Annotated in this window: 12 protein-coding genes and 2 pseudogenes; 6 read left to right on the top strand and 8 right to left on the bottom strand. The window is 67.5% G+C overall.

The window, feature by feature from the left end; translation table 11 throughout:
• From BM252_RS31305 to BM252_RS28910, 6 genes and pseudogenes are all read left to right on the top strand, one after another.
• On the top strand, positions 1-2,883 hold a 2,883-nt coding region (locus BM252_RS31305), incomplete at its 5' end, for a beta strand repeat-containing protein (RefSeq protein ID WP_093391193.1).
• 248 nt (positions 2,884-3,131) lie between these two features.
• Positions 3,132-5,276 carry a peptidase domain-containing ABC transporter gene (locus BM252_RS28930; RefSeq protein WP_093391191.1) on the top strand — a complete coding sequence of 715 codons (2,145 nt, stop codon included), beginning with the start codon at positions 3,132-3,134 and terminating at the stop codon, positions 5,274-5,276.
• A complete protein-coding gene (locus BM252_RS28925) occupies positions 5,249-6,616 on the top strand; it encodes an HlyD family type I secretion periplasmic adaptor subunit (RefSeq protein ID WP_093391190.1) in 1,368 nt (455 codons plus the stop codon). Before BM252_RS28930 ends, BM252_RS28925 begins: the two co-directional genes overlap by 28 nt.
• Positions 6,617-6,664: 48 nt before the next feature.
• Positions 6,665-7,714: a putative sugar O-methyltransferase gene (locus BM252_RS28920; protein ID WP_093391188.1), complete on the top strand. Its 1,050-nt coding sequence runs from the start codon at positions 6,665-6,667 to the stop codon at positions 7,712-7,714.
• A 234-nt stretch (positions 7,715-7,948) separates the two neighbouring features.
• Positions 7,949-8,098: pseudogene (locus BM252_RS31910) on the top strand (type II toxin-antitoxin system RelE/ParE family toxin); the annotation flags it as partial.
• Complete coding sequence (locus BM252_RS28910) at positions 8,088-8,426, top strand: helix-turn-helix domain-containing transcriptional regulator (RefSeq protein ID WP_093391187.1); 339 nt, start codon at positions 8,088-8,090, stop codon at positions 8,424-8,426. The pseudogene BM252_RS31910 and the gene BM252_RS28910, both read left to right, overlap by 11 nt.
• A 44-nt stretch (positions 8,427-8,470) precedes the next feature.
• Here BM252_RS28910 and BM252_RS28905 read toward each other — a convergent pair whose 3' ends face one another.
• From BM252_RS28905 to BM252_RS31300, 8 genes and pseudogenes are all read right to left on the bottom strand, one after another.
• The gene (locus BM252_RS28905) at positions 8,471-10,024 is read right to left on the bottom strand and encodes a glycosyltransferase (protein ID WP_093391185.1); all 1,554 of its coding nucleotides are present in this window, start codon (positions 10,022-10,024) and stop codon (positions 8,471-8,473) included.
• Between the two features lie 74 nt (positions 10,025-10,098).
• Complete coding sequence (locus tag BM252_RS28900) at positions 10,099-11,040, bottom strand: transketolase family protein (RefSeq protein WP_093391184.1); 942 nt, start codon at positions 11,038-11,040, stop codon at positions 10,099-10,101.
• A 2-nt stretch (positions 11,041-11,042) separates the two neighbouring features.
• On the bottom strand, positions 11,043-11,852 hold the full coding sequence (locus BM252_RS28895) for a transketolase (RefSeq protein ID WP_093391182.1): 810 nt from the start codon (positions 11,850-11,852) through the stop codon (positions 11,043-11,045).
• Positions 11,842-12,906: an NAD-dependent epimerase/dehydratase family protein gene (locus BM252_RS28890; RefSeq protein ID WP_093391181.1), complete on the bottom strand. Its 1,065-nt coding sequence runs from the start codon at positions 12,904-12,906 to the stop codon at positions 11,842-11,844. Before BM252_RS28890 ends, BM252_RS28895 begins: the two co-directional genes overlap by 11 nt.
• Before the next feature lie 8 nt (positions 12,907-12,914).
• The gene (rfbH, locus tag BM252_RS28885) at positions 12,915-14,243 is read right to left on the bottom strand and encodes a lipopolysaccharide biosynthesis protein RfbH (protein WP_093391180.1); all 1,329 of its coding nucleotides are present in this window, start codon (positions 14,241-14,243) and stop codon (positions 12,915-12,917) included.
• Between the two features lie 14 nt (positions 14,244-14,257).
• A complete protein-coding gene (rfbG, locus tag BM252_RS28880) occupies positions 14,258-15,340 on the bottom strand; it encodes a CDP-glucose 4,6-dehydratase (protein WP_174900717.1) in 1,083 nt (360 codons plus the stop codon).
• Positions 15,337-16,110, bottom strand: coding sequence for a glucose-1-phosphate cytidylyltransferase (rfbF, locus tag BM252_RS28875; protein WP_093391178.1), 774 nt, complete (start codon positions 16,108-16,110; stop codon positions 15,337-15,339). Before rfbF ends, rfbG begins: the two co-directional genes overlap by 4 nt.
• Before the next feature lie 268 nt (positions 16,111-16,378).
• Positions 16,379-16,658 (bottom strand): annotated as a pseudogene (locus tag BM252_RS31300) (IS4 family transposase); the annotation flags it as partial.

The following is a 16,658-nucleotide window of genomic DNA, read 5'->3' as shown; positions in this document are numbered from 1 at the left end:
CTGACCACCGGCCAGGTGAGCAGCCTGAGCACCGCCCAGGTCGCCTCGCTGACCACCAACCAGATCGGCTCGAGCCTGAGCACCGACCAGGTGGTGGCGCTGTCGTCGGCCCAGTTCGCCGCCCTCAGCAGCAACCAGTTCGGCGCCCTGTCGACCAACAACATCGCCGCCATCGAGACGGCCGACATCGTCGGCCTGAAGACCTCGATCATCGCCTCGTTGAAGACGGCGCAGTGGGCCGCCCTGACCACCGACCAGTTCACCAACCTGACCACCGGCCAGGTGGCGGCGATCACCACCGCCAACATCGCCTCGCTGACCACCGACCAGGTCGTCTCGCTGCGCTCCGACCAGGCCGGCGCGCTCAGCTCGCAACAGGTCGCCGCGCTGTCGACCAACGACATCGTCGCCCTTGAAACGGCCGACTTCGCCGCGCTGCGCACCGCCGCCATCGGCGGTCTGTCGACCAACCAGGCCAAGGCCCTGACCACCGACCAGATCGTCGCCCTGACCGTGGCCCAGGCCGGCGCGCTGAGCAGCGCGCAGGTCGGCGCCTTCAGCACCGACAGCGTCGCCGCCCTCGAGACGGCCGACCTGGTGGCCCTGAAAACGGCCGCCATCGCCGCCCTGAGCACCGGCCAGCTGGCCGCCGTGACGACCAGCCAGATCGGCACCCTGCTGACCGCGCAGATCGCCTCCCTGACCACCAACCAGCTGTCGGCCGGCCTGACCACCGACCAGGTGGTGGCGCTGTCGTCGAACCAGCTCAACGCGATGAGCACCAACCAGGTCAGCTCGCTGACCACCGGCGCCATCGCGGCGATCGAGACGGCCGACATCGTCGGCCTGAAAACGGCCGCCATCGGCGCGCTGCGCACCGCCCAGGTGGCCGCGCTGACCACCGACCAGGTGACCAGCCTGAGCACCAACCAGGTCGCCGCCCTGACCACGGCGCAGCTGTCGTCGGCGCTGAGCACCGACCAGGCGGTGGCCTTCACCACCGCCCAGGCCGCCGCGCTGAGCTCGGCCCAAGTGGCCGCGCTGTCGACCAACTCGGTCGCCGCGCTGCAAACCGAGGACTTCGCCGCGCTGAAGACCTCGGCCATCGCCGGCCTGTCGACCAACCAGGTCAAGGCCCTGACGACCGACCAGATCGTCGCCCTGGCGACGGCCCAGGCCAACGCGCTGAGCAGCAGCCAGGTCGCCGCCCTGAGCACCGACGGCGTCGCCGCCCTCGAAACGGCCGATCTGGTCGCCCTGAAGACGGCCGCCATCAACGCCCTCAACAGCGCCCAGGTCGCCGCCCTGACCACCGGCCAGGCCGCCTCGCTGAGCACCGCGCAGGTCGCCTCGCTGAGCACCGCCAACCTGTCCGCCGGCCTGACCACCGACCAGGTGGTGGCGCTCAACTCGGCGCAGCTCAACGCGCTGAGCACGGCGCAGGTCAACGCGCTGTCGACCGGCTCGGTCGCCGCCATCGAAACGGCCGACCTCGCCGTCATGAAAACGGCCTCGATCGCCACGCTGCGCACCGCCCAGGTCGCCGCGTTGACGACCGACCAGGTGGTCGCCCTGTCGACCGCGCAGATCGCCGCGCTGAGCACCAACGCCCTGTCGGCCGGTCTGAGCACCGACCAGGCCGTCGCGCTGGGCTCGGCCCAGGTCGCCGTGCTGTCGTCGGCCCAGGTGGCTTCGCTGAGCACCGCCGCCGTCGCCGCCCTCAACACCGAGGACGTCGCCGCGCTGAAGACCGCCTCGTTCGCCGGCCTGACCACCTCGCAGGTGGCGGCGCTGACGACCGACCAGATCGTCGGCCTGAGCACCGGCCAGATCGTCGCCTTCACCACCAAACAGGTGCAGGCGCTGACCACCAGCCAGTTGGTGGCGATGGAGACGGCCGACTTCGTGGCCCTGCGCACCGGCGCCATCGCGGCGCTGAGCACCACGCAGATCCGCTCGCTGACGACCGACCAGATCCACGCCATGACCACCAGCCAGGTCTGCTCGATCACCAGCAACCAGGTGCCGGGCCTGAGCACCGACCAGATCAACGCGCTGCCTTCGCCACTGGGCACGCCGATCGTGCTCGACCTGAACGGCGACGGCATCAACACCCTGGCGCTGTCGGCCGGCGTGCAGTTCGACCTGCTGGCCACCGGTAACAAGGGCGGCACGGGCTGGGTCGGCGGCGGCGACGGCTTGCTGGCGCTGGACCGCAACCACGACGGTCTGATCAACGACGGTGGCGAGCTGTTCGGTTCCGGCACCACGCTGGCCAACGGCCAGAAGGCCGGCAACGGCTACCAGGCCATGGCCGAACTCGACAGCAACGGCGACGGCGCCATCAGCGCCGCCGACGGCGCCTTCGCCGACCTGCGCGTCTGGGTCGACGGCAACGCCGACGGCGTCAGCCAGGCCGCCGAGCTGAAGTCCCTGAACCAGCTGGGTATCACCAAGCTGAACCTGGACGGCAAGCAGGATGCCTCGCTCAACAACGGCAACATCGTTGGCGCGACGTCGACCTTCGAGACCAGCGACGGCAAGACCCACGCCGCGGCCGACGTCTGGTTCGCCATGGACCAGGCGGCCAAAGCGGCGGCGGCGCCAAGCGACCTGCGCGGCAGCGTCACCGGCCTGGTGCAGGCGATGTCCTCCTTCGGCGGCGCCGGCGCCACCGAAGTGGCACCGTCGACCAGCAAGCTGGACGTGCAGGGCAGCAAGGTCGGCACCAGCGTGGCCCAGCTGGCCGACGTGCTCAAGCAGTTCGACGCCAACGGCAAGGCGCTCGGCGGCGGCGAACAGCTGTCCTCGTCCGACGACACGCTGCGCCTGAAAGCGCTGCAGTCGAACGGCGGCCACGGCTTCCTGGCGGCACCGAAGTAAGCCGGCCCGGCGCGGGCGGCGGGAGCTTCCCGCCGCCCGCGCCCGACGGCAAAAAAGCGGCAAGACCCCCCGGTCTTGCCGCTTTTTCATTATGTGCACAGAAGCATCAAAAAGAGCGCCGGGAAGCACGGCCCTGGGTTAGAATCCCAGAGCGAGATGCGCTGACGCAAGCTCTATCCATTTCCTTTGCCACAATAGAAGGTGAACATCGATGTTGTCATGTGCGCCCCTGCATTCGTCCCCTCACAATGCACGATAAATTTCCCCACACCGCGATCCAGTGCCTGACCGCGATCGCCCAGCACCACGGCCTGCAAATCAATCCGGAACGCCTGATCGACGACTACGCCATGGGCGCCGAGGAGCCGGGCAACGGCCTGCTGCTGCGCATCGCCGCCGACATCGGCCTGAAGGCCAAGCTCGACAAGCTGAGCTGGAGCCGCCTGCTGGCCCAGGGCGGCGTGTTCCCGCTGATGGCCCGCCTCAACGACGGCAACATGGTCATCGTGGTCGGCGTGCGTGCCGACGACGGCGACGGCCAGGTGGCCCTGCTCAACCCGATCACCGAGAACGCCAGCGTGACGCTCGAGTCGCGCGCCGACTTCTGCGCCCGCTGGGGCGGCGAGGTGCTGTTCGTCAAGCGCCAGCACAAGCTGACCGACCCCAACCAGCCCTTCGGCCTGCGCTGGTTCATCCCCGAGATCCTGAAACAAAAGGCGGCCTTCCGCGACATCTTCATCGCCGCCGTGGCGATGCACCTGTTGGCGCTGGCCTCGCCGATCTTCTTCCAACTGGTGATCGACAAGGTGCTCACCCACCAGAGCCAGACCACGCTGTGGGTGCTGGCCGTCGGCATCGTGCTGGCGCTGGTGTTCGACGCCACCTTCGGCTTCCTGCGCCAGACGCTGACCCTGGCCGCCTCCAACAAGATCGACATGCGGCTGACCCGGCGCACCTTCGGCCACCTGCTGTCGCTGCCGATCGACTACTTCGAGACCAGCACCGCCGGCGTCGTCACGCGCCACATGCAGCAGCTCGAGAAGATCCGCACCTTCCTCACCGGCCGGCTGTTCTTCACCGGCCTCGACCTGATCGCCCTGTTCGTCTTCCTGCCGATCCTGTTCGCCTACTCGCTCAAGCTGGCCCTGATCGTGCTGCTGTTCGCCGCCATGATCGCGGCGGTGGTGATGGCCATGGTGCCGACCTTCCAGCGCCGCCTCAACGCGCTCTATGCCGCCGAGGGGCAGCGCCAGGCGATGCTGGTCGAGACCATCCACGGCATGCGCACCGTCAAGGCGCTGGCCATCGAGCCGAGCCAGCGGCGCATCTGGGACCAGCGCTCGGCCGAGGCGATCACCATGCACTTCCGGGTCGGCCAGATCTCGATCGCCGGCAACTCCGTCACCGACTTCCTCGGCAAGCTGCTGCCGGTCACCCTGATCGTCGTCGGCGCCCAGGACGTGTTCGACCAGACCCTGTCGGTGGGCGCGCTGATCGCCTTCCAGATGCTGTCGGGCCGCGTCACCGGCCCCTTGATCTCGATCGTCGGCCTGGTCAACGAATACCAGGAGACGGCGCTGTCGGTGCGCATGCTGGGCGAGGTGATGAACCGCGCCCCCGAGGGCCGCGCCGGCGCCGGCGGCCTGCGCCCCGTGCTGAACGGCGAGATCCGTTTCGAGGACGTCACCTTCCGCTATCCGGGCGCGCAGGCGATGGCGCTCGACAAGGCCAGCTTCACCATCGCGCCGGGCACGGTGGTCGGCATCGTCGGCCGCAGCGGCTCCGGCAAGACCACCCTGACCAAGCTGATCCAGGGCCTCTACGGCGTGCAGGAGGGCATCGTCCGCTTCGACGGCATCGACGCCCGCGAGATCGAGCTGTCGCACCTGCGCCGGCAGATCGGCGTCGTGCTGCAGGAGAACTTCCTGTTCCGCGGCACGGTGCGCGAGAACCTCACCGTGACCAAGCCGGACGCCTCCTTCGAGGAGATCCTCGAGGCGGCGGCGGCGGCCGGCGCCGACGAGTTCATCGAGCGTCTGCCGATGGGCTACGACACCCTGCTCGAAGAGAACGCCGCCAACCTGTCGGGTGGCCAGAAGCAGCGCCTGTCGATCGCCCGCTCGCTGCTGGCCAAGCCGCGCATCCTGATCCTCGACGAGGCGGCCAGCGCGCTGGACCCGGAGAGCGAGGCCATCTTCATCCGCAACCTGTCGCGCATCGCCGTCGGCCGCACCGTGGTGATGATCTCGCACCGCCTGTCGACCCTGGTCAACGCCAACACCATCCTGGTGATGCAACAGGGCCGCCTGATGGACAGCGGCCGCCACTCCGAACTGCTCACACGTAGCGAAACTTACCAGCACCTATGGAACCAGCAAACAAGCCACCTGTGACCAACCGCCGCCGCAACAAGGACGAAACGGAGATCGACTTCCTGCCGGACGCCGACGCCATCGAGCGCGGCCCGCTGCCGCGCTTCGTGCGCACCACCCTGCACGTGCTGCTGGCCGCCTTCGCCACCTTCATCCTGTGGGCCAGCCTGTCGCACGTCGAGAAGATCGTCGTCGCCAAGGGCCGCCTGGTCAACCCGCAGCCGAACATCGTGGTGCAGCCGCTGGAGACCTCGATCATCCAGCGCATCGAGGTGCGCGCCGGCCAGGTGGTCAAGAAGGGCCAGTTGCTGGCCACCCTCGACCCCACGTTCACCCAGGCCGACGAGGCCCAGCTGCGCGCCCGCCTGGCCAGCCTGGACACCCAGACCGCCGGCCTGCGCGCCGAGCTGGCCGGCCAGCCCGGCGCCGCCGCCGCAGCCGGGCAGAGCGCCGACAGCCTGCTGCAGTCGCAGCTGTCGAGCGAGCGCCAGGGCAACTTCGCCGCGCAGAAGAGCAAGATGGACCAGAACATCGCCCGCCTGCAGGCCGGCCTGGAGACCAACCGGCGCGACCAGCTGATCCTGGCGCAGCGCGTCAAGTCGCTGCGCGAGGTCGAGGCGATGCAGGAGCAGCTGATGGCCGAGCAGTTCGGCGCCAAGATGCACCTGCTCGAGGCGCGCGACCGCCGCCTCGGTGTCGAGCGCGACATGATCATGCAACTCAACAAGGCGATCGAGATGGAGCGCGAGCTGGCCTCGGCGCAGGCCGAGCGCGCCGGCTTCGCCAAGAACTGGCGGCAGAAGATGCTGGAGGACCTGCTGGCGGCCACGCGCGAGCGCGACGGCGTCAACGAGCAACTGGCCAAGGCCGACAAGCGCCACCAGCTGGTGCAGCTGACCGCGCCGGCCGACGCCGTGGTGCTGGAGGTGGCCAAGCTGTCGCAGGGCTCGATCGTGCGCGAGGCCGAGACCATGTTTACCCTGGTGCCGCTCGGCGCCGCGCTGGAGATCGAGGTGCAGATCGACTCGGCCGACATCGGCTACATCAAGGTCGGCGACGCGGCCCACATCAAGGTCGACGCCTTCTCCTTCCAGCAGCACGGCTCGCTCGACGGCAAGGTGCGCTCGATCAGCCAGGACGCCTTCCGCCGCGAGGCCAACAACCAGGCCCAGGGCCTGGACGCCTACTACCTGAGCCGGATCAACCTGGGCCCGGCCAAGCTGCACCACATGGCGCCGGGCGCCCGGCTGCTGCCGGGCATGACGCTGGCGGCCGAGATCGTGGTCGGCGAGCGCACCGTGATGTCGTATTTGTTGTGGCCGTTGACCAAGGCGGTCGACGAGTCGATCCGCGAGCCCTGAGGCGCCGCGGCAAGCCTATCCCCTCCGAACCGCGAACAAGGACCAAGTATGCACTTAACCGTAGACAACGGCTTCATCGACCGTAAAATGGATGTCGACAGCAAGATCATCGACCGGGTCATCGCCTCGTACAACAAGGCCAAGGCGGTGCAGAAGGATGCCGCCGAGGAGTACCAGGTCAGCCACATGTGGCTGCCGATCTACCAGGGCTACATGGGCAAGGTGATGGAGGTGATGGCCAGCGGCAACGCCGCCGAGCTGGCCAAAATCTACGGCAACTTCTTCCGCGAGACCTGCAGCATCGGCATCCACGGCATGCCGGTCGACATGGAGAGCACCTACTTCTCCGGCAACGTCAGCGACGACGCCAAGGGCAAGTACATCGCCGACATCATGCACCGCATGCAGATCTGGCTCGACTCGATCGGCAAGACGGCGGGCCTGGAGGCGCTGCAGACGCCGCAGGTGGGCAATCCCTACGGCTTCGAGATCGACGGCAAGTTCTTCCGTTTCGGCGTCGACTACCAGCACTACTACGCCACCATCATCAGCCGGCTGATCCGCAGCGAGGGCCACACGGCGGTGCTCGAGCTGGGCGGCGGCTTCGGCGGCCTGGGCCACTTCCTGATGCGCGACAACAGCAACTTCACCTACATCGACGTCGACCTGCCGGAGAACATGGCCTTGAGCGCCTTCTACCTGCTCAGCGCCTTCCCCGACAAGAAGATCGCACTGTACGGCGAGATCGACCTGGCCACCGCCGACCTGAGCCAGTACGACGGCGTGGTGCTGCCGAACTTCGCGCTGGCCGAACTGAAGAACGACTCGGTCGACCTGGCGTTCAACTCCTACAGCCTGGCCGAGATGTCGCTCAACAACGTGGCCAACTACGTCCAGCAGTTCAATCGGCTGGCCTCGAAGTTCATCTACCACGTCAACCACACCCGCATCCCGCCGGTGCGGGCCGACGACTTCGCCTTCGACTTCGACAAGTTCGAGCTGATCTCGCGCGCCCCGGCGCTGTGGAACCTGGCGCGCAACAAGGACATGGACGAGTACGAGTACCTGTACAAGGCCAAGCGCCTGAGCTTCCGCTAGGCGGCCGCGCCGGCCCGTCCGGCGGCGAAAAAAAAGCCCGCCCCCCGCGTTCGCGCGCGGGGGCGGGCTTCTTGTTTGCCGTGCGGCGGCGCGGCGTTCAAGCCAGCGCGGCCTCCAATTTGAAATGTTGCGCGCTCACCCGCACCTCCTTCCTGCGCCCGTGTCCCGGCAACAGCCGTTGCCCGACCTGCAGCAAGCCGGCCTTGGCCAGCGCGTCCACGTCTCGCTTGACTGGGAGCCGGCTATCGCGTGTACTACGGCTTGGCGGGCCGCCGTGTAGTTTTGTTGCTGTGCGGTGGAGACAAGCGTCGGCAGGATGTGGACGTCAATAGGGCCGTGGAGTACTGGCAGGATTGGCAAAGGAGAACGGACGATGAGAAGTAGGTCCCATGATGAGGCGATGGCGGAGTTGTTTCGTGACGACCCGGCGTTCGCGCTAGATCTCATTAACAACATCCTAGAGGATGGTGAACAAGCCGAACTGTTGATCGTGCTGCGTCAAATGGCGTTGGCCCTCGGCGGGATGCAGGCAGTGGCGGAGCAGGCGAATCTGAATCCGACGCAACTCTATCGTACTTTATCGGCCACAGGAAATCCGGCGCTGAGTAGCTTTTCCTCCATCCTCCGGGCAATGGGTCTGCGTTTAGCCGTGCAGCCATTGTCTACCCCTGTATTGCCGCCCGCTTTGAGTACTGCTAGCGCCATGCCATAGCCTCGACGAGGCCTGGCCAGGGACTTTGTTCGATCATCTTTGCATCAGCCAGTCAGGCGCGCCAGGATGGCGTCGACGTTGTCGGGCGTCAGCGGCTGGTAGAGGATCTCGCGGTTGCGCAGGATGGCCTGGTCGTCCAGCTTGGAGAAGTCGAGCCGGCTCATCTTCTCGACCACCTCGGGGGCGAAGCGGTGCTTGATCAGCTTGGCCGGGTTGCCGCCGACGATGCTGTAGGGCGCCACGTCGCGCGTCACCAGGCTGCCGGCGGCGACGATGGCGCCCTGGCCGATGCTCACGCCGGACAAAATGGTCGTGTTGTAGCCGATCCAGACGTCGTCGCCGATGACGATCGGCCCCTTGGTGCCCGACTCGGCCGTGCCGAAGTACTTGGCCATGAAGGGGAAGGTGGAGAAGCCCTCGTAGTGGTGGTTGCCGCCGAGCAGGAACTTGACGTCGTCGGCGATCGAGACGAAGTTGCCGATGCGCAGGCCCTCGTCGCCGCAGCCGAAGGTCCACACCGTCAGCCCGCCGTAGCTCTTGCGGCCGGCCGTCACGCGGTTGAAGTCGAACGGGCCGTAGCAGCGCGTCAGGCTGATCTCGTTGTGCGGGTTGAGGGCGCGCCAGTGCGCGCTCATCTGCGCCTGGTGCTGCTCCTGCGCGCTGGGCTGGGGCGCCGCCGGCACCGCCGCGGCGGCCGCCGCCGGCGCCACGTCGATCAGGTGTTCGACCGCCTGGTAGAAGTAGGGATCGTGCAGGTAGTCCTGCATGAAGGGGAAGAAACCGGTCTTTTGGAAGCCGTTGTCCTTGTCGAAGTAGTAGGGAATGATGTGCTTGATCAGCACCGACTTCTTCTCGGCCTGGAACACGGCGTCCTCCAGCGGGCCGGGTGCCAGGTAGAGCTTGAGCAGCCACAGGTAGTTCTGGCCGAACACCTCGGCGATGTTGTAGCCGCCCTTTTTGCCGATGTTCAGGCCGGTGAAGTAGGGCTGGTACAGCACGATCGCCCGCTTGCCCATGGCCATCAGGCGCAGCAGCACGTCGGTCTGCACCAGGCGCAGGCTGGTGTGGCGGCCGAAGTCGGTCATGGCGAGGAACTCCTCGCGCCACATGCCGAAGCCGCCTATCCAGGTGCAGAAGAAGGAGACGCGGCGGACGAAGTCGTTGATGTTGTTGAGCACCTCGATGGGGTTGCCCTGGTTCATGTTGCCGTTGGTGAAGAAGATCACCGGCCGCTCGGCCGCCGTGGCCTGCACCACCTTGAGCATCTCGGCCAGGCTGCCGTTGTTGATCAGCAGGTTGTCGTTGTGCAGCTTCAGGTAGTCGCCACGGCCGAGGCGCATGACGATGTCGAAGTTCTTGTCGGCCTGCACCGGCTCGGCGTTGCGGTGGTAGCGCACCTTGCCGGGGAAGGCGGCGGCATAGCGCCGGCCGACGGCCTCGGTGTCGTCGTCGGAGAAGTTGTCGGAGATCACCACCTCGATCTGTTCGCCCTCGACGAAGGCGGCCTGGGCGCAGATGCTGGCCAGGGTTTGCTCGAGGAAGGGGGCGCGGTTGAAGGTGGGGATGCAGATCGAAAGGACGGGGCTGGTTTCTGCCATGACGGGTTGCCTAAGGTGGAATGGGTTGCGGCCGGGGGGAAGGGACGGAGGCCGCGCGGACGCGGCCGTCCGGCCTAGGCGTCGTCGCGCAGCAGGGTCTGGATCTGCGCCAGCAGCGACGCGGTGTCGATGCCGTGTTCGCGCAGCAGGTAGTCCCAACTGCCGTTGAATTCGGAGAAGCGGTCGTTGATGCCCAGGCGCAGCACGCGGGCGCGCGCGCCGCCCAGGTCGCCGACCGCCTCGGCGACGGCGCCGCCCAGCCCGCCGATGCGGTTGTGTTCCTCCAGCACCACCAGGTTGTCATAGCGGCGCGCCAGCCCGGCCAGCTGGGCCTGGTTGATAGGCTTGATGGTCGGCACGCTCCAGACCGGGTTGTCGCCCAGCCGCTCGGCCAGCAGCATGGCGCTCTTGACCATCGAACCGGTGGCCAGGAAGGCCGTGCGGGGGCCGCCGGCGGCCGTGTCGGCGGCGCCGCCGCGCACGGCCACCAGGTCGCCGAGCGGCGCGCTGAGCGCCGTCTGGTGGATCTCGCCGACGTCGGACTTGCCCATGCGGATGTAGACCGGCCGCTGGAAGCTCAGCGCGTGGGCCATCGCGTAGTCCATCTCCCTGGCGTCGCAGGGCGAGAGGATGTCGAGCCTGGGGATGGCGCGCAGCACGGCGATGTCCTCGGCCGACTGGTGGCTGCTGCCCAGCGCGCTGTAGACGATGCCGGCGCCGTCGCCGATGAACACCACCGGCAGGTCCTGGTAGCAGACGTCGAGCTTGATCTGTTCGAGCACGCGCACCGGCACGAAGCAGGCCAGGCCGTAGACGATGGGCTTGTAGCCGGCCTTGGCCAGGCCGGCGGCGACGCCGACCATGTTCTGCTCGGCCACGCCGCAGTTGATGAATTGATCCGGACGGTGCTTGCGGAAGTCGTCGAACAGGGCGTAACCATGGTCGCCCGTCAGCAGCAACACCTTGGGGTCGGCGATGGCGGCGGCGGCGATGGCGTTGGAAAATGCGGTTCTCATGGTTACTCCAGTTCGGCCATGGCGGCGGCGAAGGTGTCGGCGTTCAGGCGGGTGTAGTGCCACAGGTTTTGGTTCTCCATGAAGGAGACGCCCTTGCCCTTGACGGTGTGGGCGACGATGGCCTTGGGCCGGCCGTCGGCGCTGGCCTTGAGCGCCACCAGGGCGGCGTCGAGCGCCGCCTCGTCGTGGCCGTCGACGTCGAGCGCCTCGAAGCCGAAGGCGGCGAACTTGTCGCGCAGCACGCCCAGGCCCATCACCTCGTCGGTGCGGCCCATGGCCTGGAAACCGTTGGCGTCGACGATGACGACCAGGTTGTCGAGTTGGCGGTGGGCGGCGAACAGCATGGCCTCCCAGATCGAGCCCTCGTTCATTTCGCCGTCGCCGAGCACGGCGTAGCAACGCTGGTCGGTGCGGCCGAGCTTGGCTGCCAGCGCCAGGCCGACGCCGACCGACAGGCCGTGGCCGAGCGAGCCGGAGGTCACCTCGCAGCCGCGCACGTGGGCGTCGGACAGACCCTTGAGCGGCGTGCCGTCGCGGTAGTACTGCTCCAGCGTGCCGCGCTCCAGCCAGCCCTTTTCATACAGGCAGGCGTATTGCGCCATCACGCCGTGGCCCTTGGACAGCACCAGGTAGTCGCGCGCGGCGCCGTCCGGATCGTTGTCCGGGTAGCGCAGGTGCTGGCGGTACAGCACGGCGAGGATGTCGGTCAGCGAGAAGGCGCAGGCGACGTGCACGGTGGCGCCGGAGTAGGCCATCTCCAGCACGGTGCGGCGCAGGCGGCGGGCGTTGAACGGGTCGGCGTTATGCGGCATGTGGGTGCTCCTTGTGGTGCCAGGCGGCGGTCTTGCGGATCGCCGTGGCGAGATCGGTGTATTCCTGCAGGCCGAGCGCGGCGGCGCGCGCGGTGGCCGGCACATAGCGTTGCGGCGGCCGGCCCGGCGTCGGCGTGCCGGCGATGTGGACCTGTTCGGCGCCGGTGATGCTGCGGCTGACCAGCGCGGCCAGCTCGGCCAGCGCCAGGGCGTGGCTGGAGCCGACGTTGTAGGGCCGGCGGTCGCCTTGCACCAGGATGGTCAGCAGCCAGACGGCCAGGTCGGCGGCGTACAAATACGAGCGCAGCGGCGTGCCGTCGCCGCCGATGTGGACCGGGCGGCCGGCCAGGCTGTCGGCGATGAAGTTGCCGATGGCGAAATGGGCGTCGAGCGGCAGGTAGGGGCCGGCGAAGGCGAAGCAGCGGGCGATGCGCACCTCCAGGCCGTGGCGCTCGGCGTGGCAGGCGCTCATCCATTCGGCGACGCGCTTGGCCTGGCCGTAGGCGCTGGCGCTGTCGCCGGTGTCGGGCGCGCCGGCGTAGCTCTCGTCGATGTGGCTGCAGTCGCTGGGCTGGCGGCCGTAGACGGCGCCGGAGCTGGTCAGCAGGTAGCGGCTGGCGCCGCAGCGCCGCGCCAGCGCCAGCGTTTCGCGGCTGCCGGCGACGATCTGCTCGAAGGCGTGCAACGGGTCGGCGTCGGCGCGCGCCACGTCGGTGGCGGCGTGGATGACGATGTCGTAGCGGCCGTCGACGCCGGCCAGCTCGGCCATGTCGCCCCGCAGCAGGGTGACGGCGGCGGCGCCGGCCAGGTGCGGCGCCTTGGCGCGGAAGCCGTCGGGGTCGCGGCTCAGCACGGTCAGTTGCAGGCCCAGGTCGAACTGGGCGTCGCCGGCCAGCAGCGCCTCGAGCAGCCAGCAGCCGAGGAAGCCGGTGCCGCCGGTGATGAAGATGCGCTGGCCGCGCAGCGCCTGCCAGACGGGGGCGGCGACGCGCTCAAGGATCAGGGCGACGTCGTCGGCCGCGATGCCGGGCCGGTAGGCGGGGGCGGCGCGCATACGGCGGGTCAGAAGCCGCCGACGCCGAAGAAGGCTTCCAGCTTGTCGATGGTGAAGTCGAGCATTTCGCGCGTCAGGCCGGGGTAGACGCCGATCCAGAAGGTGTCGTGCATGACGCGGTCGGTGTTGACCAGCTCGCCGGAGACGCGGTAGTTGCGGCCGATCATGTAGGGCTGGCGCGTCAGGTTGCCGGCGAACAGCAAACGGGTGCCGATCTTGTGCTGGTCCAGATAGGTCAGCAGGTCGACCCGGCTGACGTTGGCGGCCGGCGTGAGGGTCATCGGGAAGCCGAACCAGGACGGGTCGGAATGCTCGGTGGCCTCGGGCAGGATGAGGAACTCGGCGCAGGACTGCAGCCGCTCCTTCAGGTAGGCGAAGTTGTCCTTGCGGGCCTGGATGAAGCCGGCGGCGCGGTCGATCTGGGCCACGCCGCAGGCCGCCTGCATGTCGGTGATCTTCAGGTTGTAGCCCAGGTGGCTGTAGGTGTACTTGTGGTCGTAGCCCTCCGGCAGGGTGCCCAGCTTCCAGCAGAAGCGCTTGCCGCAGGTGTTGTCCTTGCCGGGCGCGCAGTAGCAGTCGCGGCCCCAGTCGCGGAAGGATTCGGCGATCATCTTCAGCTCGGCGTTGTTGGTGAACACCGCGCCGCCCTCGCCCATGGTGATGTGGTGGGCCGGGTAGAAGCTCATGGTGCCGATGTCGCCGAAGGTGCCGACCATCTTGCCGTGGTAGGTCGAGCCGAGCGCGTCGCAGCAGTCCTCGATCAGCCACAGATTGTGCTTCTTGCACAGGGCGACGACGACGTCCAGGTTGTACGGGTTGCCCAGCGTGTGGGCCAGCATGATCGCCTTGGTCTTGGGCGAGATGGCCGCCTCGATCAGCGTCGGGTCGATGTTGTAGGTGCCGAGCTCGACGTCGACAAAGACCGGCACGGCGCCGAACTGCAGGATCGGGTTGACGGTGGTCGGGAAGCCGGCGGCCACGCCGATCACCTCGTCGCCCGGTTGGATGGCGCGCGCGCCCAGCTTGGGCGAGGTCAGCGTGTTGAAGGCGACCAGGTTGGCCGAGGAGCCGGAGTTGACGGTGATCAGGTGCTGCACGCCGATCAGCTTGGCCAGCTTGGCCTCGAACTGGTCGTTGAAGCGGCCGGTGGTGAGCCAGGCGTCGAGCGAGGCCTCGACCATCAGCTCCATCTCGGGCGCGCCGACCACCTTGCCGGCCGGCGGCACCACGGTGACGCCGGGCTCGAAGGGGCGCGGCGCGCTGGCCAGGGCGCCGTACTGGGCCACCAGGGCGCGGATCTGCGCGCGGAGTTGTTCTTGGGTTTGCTGTTCGCTCATGGTTCCGACCTTACTTAATTTGTGCTGTGTGCGGTGTTTTGATATTGCTGGATCTGCGCCAGGGTCAGCGCGCGCATGTCGGCGCCGGCGCCGTGCGCCTGGTGCCAGGCGACGATCTGGTCGATGGTCTGGCCCAGGTTCCAGCGCGGCTGCCAGCGCAGGCGGGCGTGCGCCTTGGAGCAGTCCAGTTTCAGGTAGTGCGCCTCGTGCGGCTGCGGCGCGGCGTCGAGCTGCCAGGCGGCGCCCTCGCCCCAGCTCTGGCACAGGCGTTCGATGATCCATTCGACCGGGCGGGCGTCGCTGTCGTGCGGGCCGAAGTTGAAGCCCTCGGCGTAGGCCGCGCCCTCGCTGTACAAATGCTCGGCCAGGGTCAGGTAGCCCGACAGCGGTTCCAGCACGTGTTGCCAGGGGCGGATCGCGTGCGGGCTGCGGATTTGCACCGGCCGGCCGGCGCCGATGGCGCGCACCATGTCGGGGATCAGGCGGTCCTCGGCCCAGTCGCCGCCGCCGATGACGTTGCCGGCCCGGCCCGAGGCCAGCGCGACGCCGTGCTCGGCGTATTTTTCCGGATTGAAGAAGGAGGAGCGGTAGCCGGCCGTGACCAGCTCGGCGCAGGCCTTGCTGTTGCTGTAGGGGTCGTAGCCGCCGAAGGGCTCGTTCTCACGGTAGCCCCAGGCCCATTCCTTGTTCTCGTAGCACTTGTCGCTGGTGACGTTGAGCACCGCCTTGACGCCGGGGGTGGCGCGCACCGCCTCGAAGAGGTTGACCAGGCCCATCACGTTGGTCGAGTAGGTCTCGACCGGGTGGGTGTAGGAGTGGCGCACCAGCGCCTGCGCCGCCATGTGGATGACGATCTGCGGCCGCGCCTCCTGCATGGCGCGGGTCAGCGCGGCGGCGTCGCGGATGTCGCCGACGATCGAGCGCATGCCGGCGGCCACGCCGGCCACCTCGAACAGACTGGGATCGCTCGGCGCCTGCAGCGCGTAGCCGGTCAGCTCGGCGCCCATCTGCTGCAGCCACAGGCTCAGCCAGCTGCCCTTGAAGCCGGTGTGGCCGCTCAGGAAGACGCGCTTGCCCTGCCAGAAGGCAGCGTTCATGGCCAGCGCTTCCACGGCGCCTTGCCGCTCTGCCACAGGTCCTCCAGCAGGACCTTGTCGCGCAGCGTGTCCATCGGCTGCCAGAAGCCGTGGTGCATGAAGGCGTCCATCTGGCCCTCGCGCGCCAGCGTCTCCATCGGTTCCTTTTCCCAGGTGGTGCTGTCCTCGGCGATGTAGTCGATGACTTTCGGCGAGAGGACGAAGTAGCCGCCGTTGATCCAGCTGCCGTCGCCCTGCGGTTTTTCCTTGAAGCTGACGATGCGCTGGCCGTCGATGTCGATGGCGCCGAAGCGGCCGGGCGGCTGCACCGCCGTCATGGTGGCCAGCTTGCCGTGCGCCTGGTGGAAGCGGATCGAGGCGCCGATGTCGATGTCGGCCACGCCGTCGCCGTAGGTGAAGCAGAAGGCCTCGTCGTTCTCGACGTGCTGGCGGACCCGTTTCAGGCGGCCGCCGGTCATGGTGCTCTCGCCGGTGTCGACCAGGGTCACGCGCCAGGGTTCGGCGTGGCGCTCGTGCACCTCCATCGAGTTCTTTTGCAGGTCGAAGGTGACGTCCGAGGTGTGCAGGAAGTAGTTGGCGAAGAATTCCTTGATGACATAGCCGCGGTAGCCGCAGCAGATGACGAAGTCGTTGATGCCGTGCAGCGAGTAGCTCTTCAAGATATGCCACAGGATCGGCTTGCCGCCGACCTCGACCATCGGCTTCGGTTTGACAGTCGTTTCCTCGCTGAGCCTGGTGCCCAGTCCACCTGCCAATATCACTGCTTTCATGCGCGTCCCGGATTGTCGTGTGAGGGTTGGTTGTAGAGTGTATTGTCCCCCACCTGCCGGTTATTCTAAACGAAAAGCAAGACCCGTTTGGGCCTTCAAGGGGCGCGATGGCGAATTTCCCTGGGGAATTTACCGGATGGGCGCGCGGCTGCTGTTTTCGCGCCACGGCGGGCGGCGCGAAAGCGTTTCTTTTGGTTCTGCGTGGATATCCGGGACGCTAGCCAAACCCAGCGGCGCAAACCCGGGGTCAGACCCTAATGCCGTTGACTTAAGCTTTTGACTTCTTATATGGGTAGCGCTGTGCCTTTGATTTGACGACCCGGTCAAAATGACGGCCGGGTCGTTTGACAGTCAGTTCTGTGACTAGCCTTTGCCGCATTCTTTGTAGTAGGGAAGGCAGCTTGCCATAGGCGCGAGTCGCGGCGGCCCATGTTAGTTCGTATTGAATGATGTGAAATGCACGGACGAAGCTGATGTCGGTGGGGTTGCATTGAGCGTCGGCGGCGACGTTGGCCATTTCAAGGCGCACCAGGTTGTAGGCGATGCAC

Origin of the sequence: Rugamonas rubra (assembly GCF_900114705.1) — a bacterium.
Classification (GTDB): domain Bacteria; phylum Pseudomonadota; class Gammaproteobacteria; order Burkholderiales; family Burkholderiaceae_D; genus Rugamonas; species Rugamonas rubra.
The sequence above is the reverse complement of the archived record's forward strand: the minus strand, read 5'-3'. Positions and strand labels throughout refer to the sequence as shown.

Bases quoted from the DNA above. Each gene is read 5' to 3' on its own strand.
- BM252_RS28930 (WP_093391191.1), top strand. From the start codon at position 3,132: ATGCACGATAAATTTCCCCACACCGCGATCCAGTGCCTGACCGCGATC.
- BM252_RS28925 (WP_093391190.1), top strand. From the start codon at position 5,249: ATGGAACCAGCAAACAAGCCACCTGTGACCAACCGCCGCCGCAACAAG.
- BM252_RS28920 (WP_093391188.1), top strand. From the start codon at position 6,665: ATGCACTTAACCGTAGACAACGGCTTCATCGACCGTAAAATGGATGTC.
- BM252_RS28910 (WP_093391187.1), top strand. From the start codon at position 8,088: ATGAGAAGTAGGTCCCATGATGAGGCGATGGCGGAGTTGTTTCGTGAC.
- BM252_RS28905 (WP_093391185.1), bottom strand. From the start codon at position 10,024: ATGGCAGAAACCAGCCCCGTCCTTTCGATCTGCATCCCCACCTTCAAC.
- BM252_RS28900 (WP_093391184.1), bottom strand. From the start codon at position 11,040: ATGAGAACCGCATTTTCCAACGCCATCGCCGCCGCCGCCATCGCCGAC.
- BM252_RS28895 (WP_093391182.1), bottom strand. From the start codon at position 11,852: ATGCCGCATAACGCCGACCCGTTCAACGCCCGCCGCCTGCGCCGCACC.
- BM252_RS28890 (WP_093391181.1), bottom strand. From the start codon at position 12,906: ATGCGCGCCGCCCCCGCCTACCGGCCCGGCATCGCGGCCGACGACGTC.
- rfbH (WP_093391180.1), bottom strand. From the start codon at position 14,243: ATGAGCGAACAGCAAACCCAAGAACAACTCCGCGCGCAGATCCGCGCC.
- rfbG (WP_174900717.1), bottom strand. From the start codon at position 15,340: ATGAACGCTGCCTTCTGGCAGGGCAAGCGCGTCTTCCTGAGCGGCCAC.
- rfbF (WP_093391178.1), bottom strand. From the start codon at position 16,110: ATGAAAGCAGTGATATTGGCAGGTGGACTGGGCACCAGGCTCAGCGAG.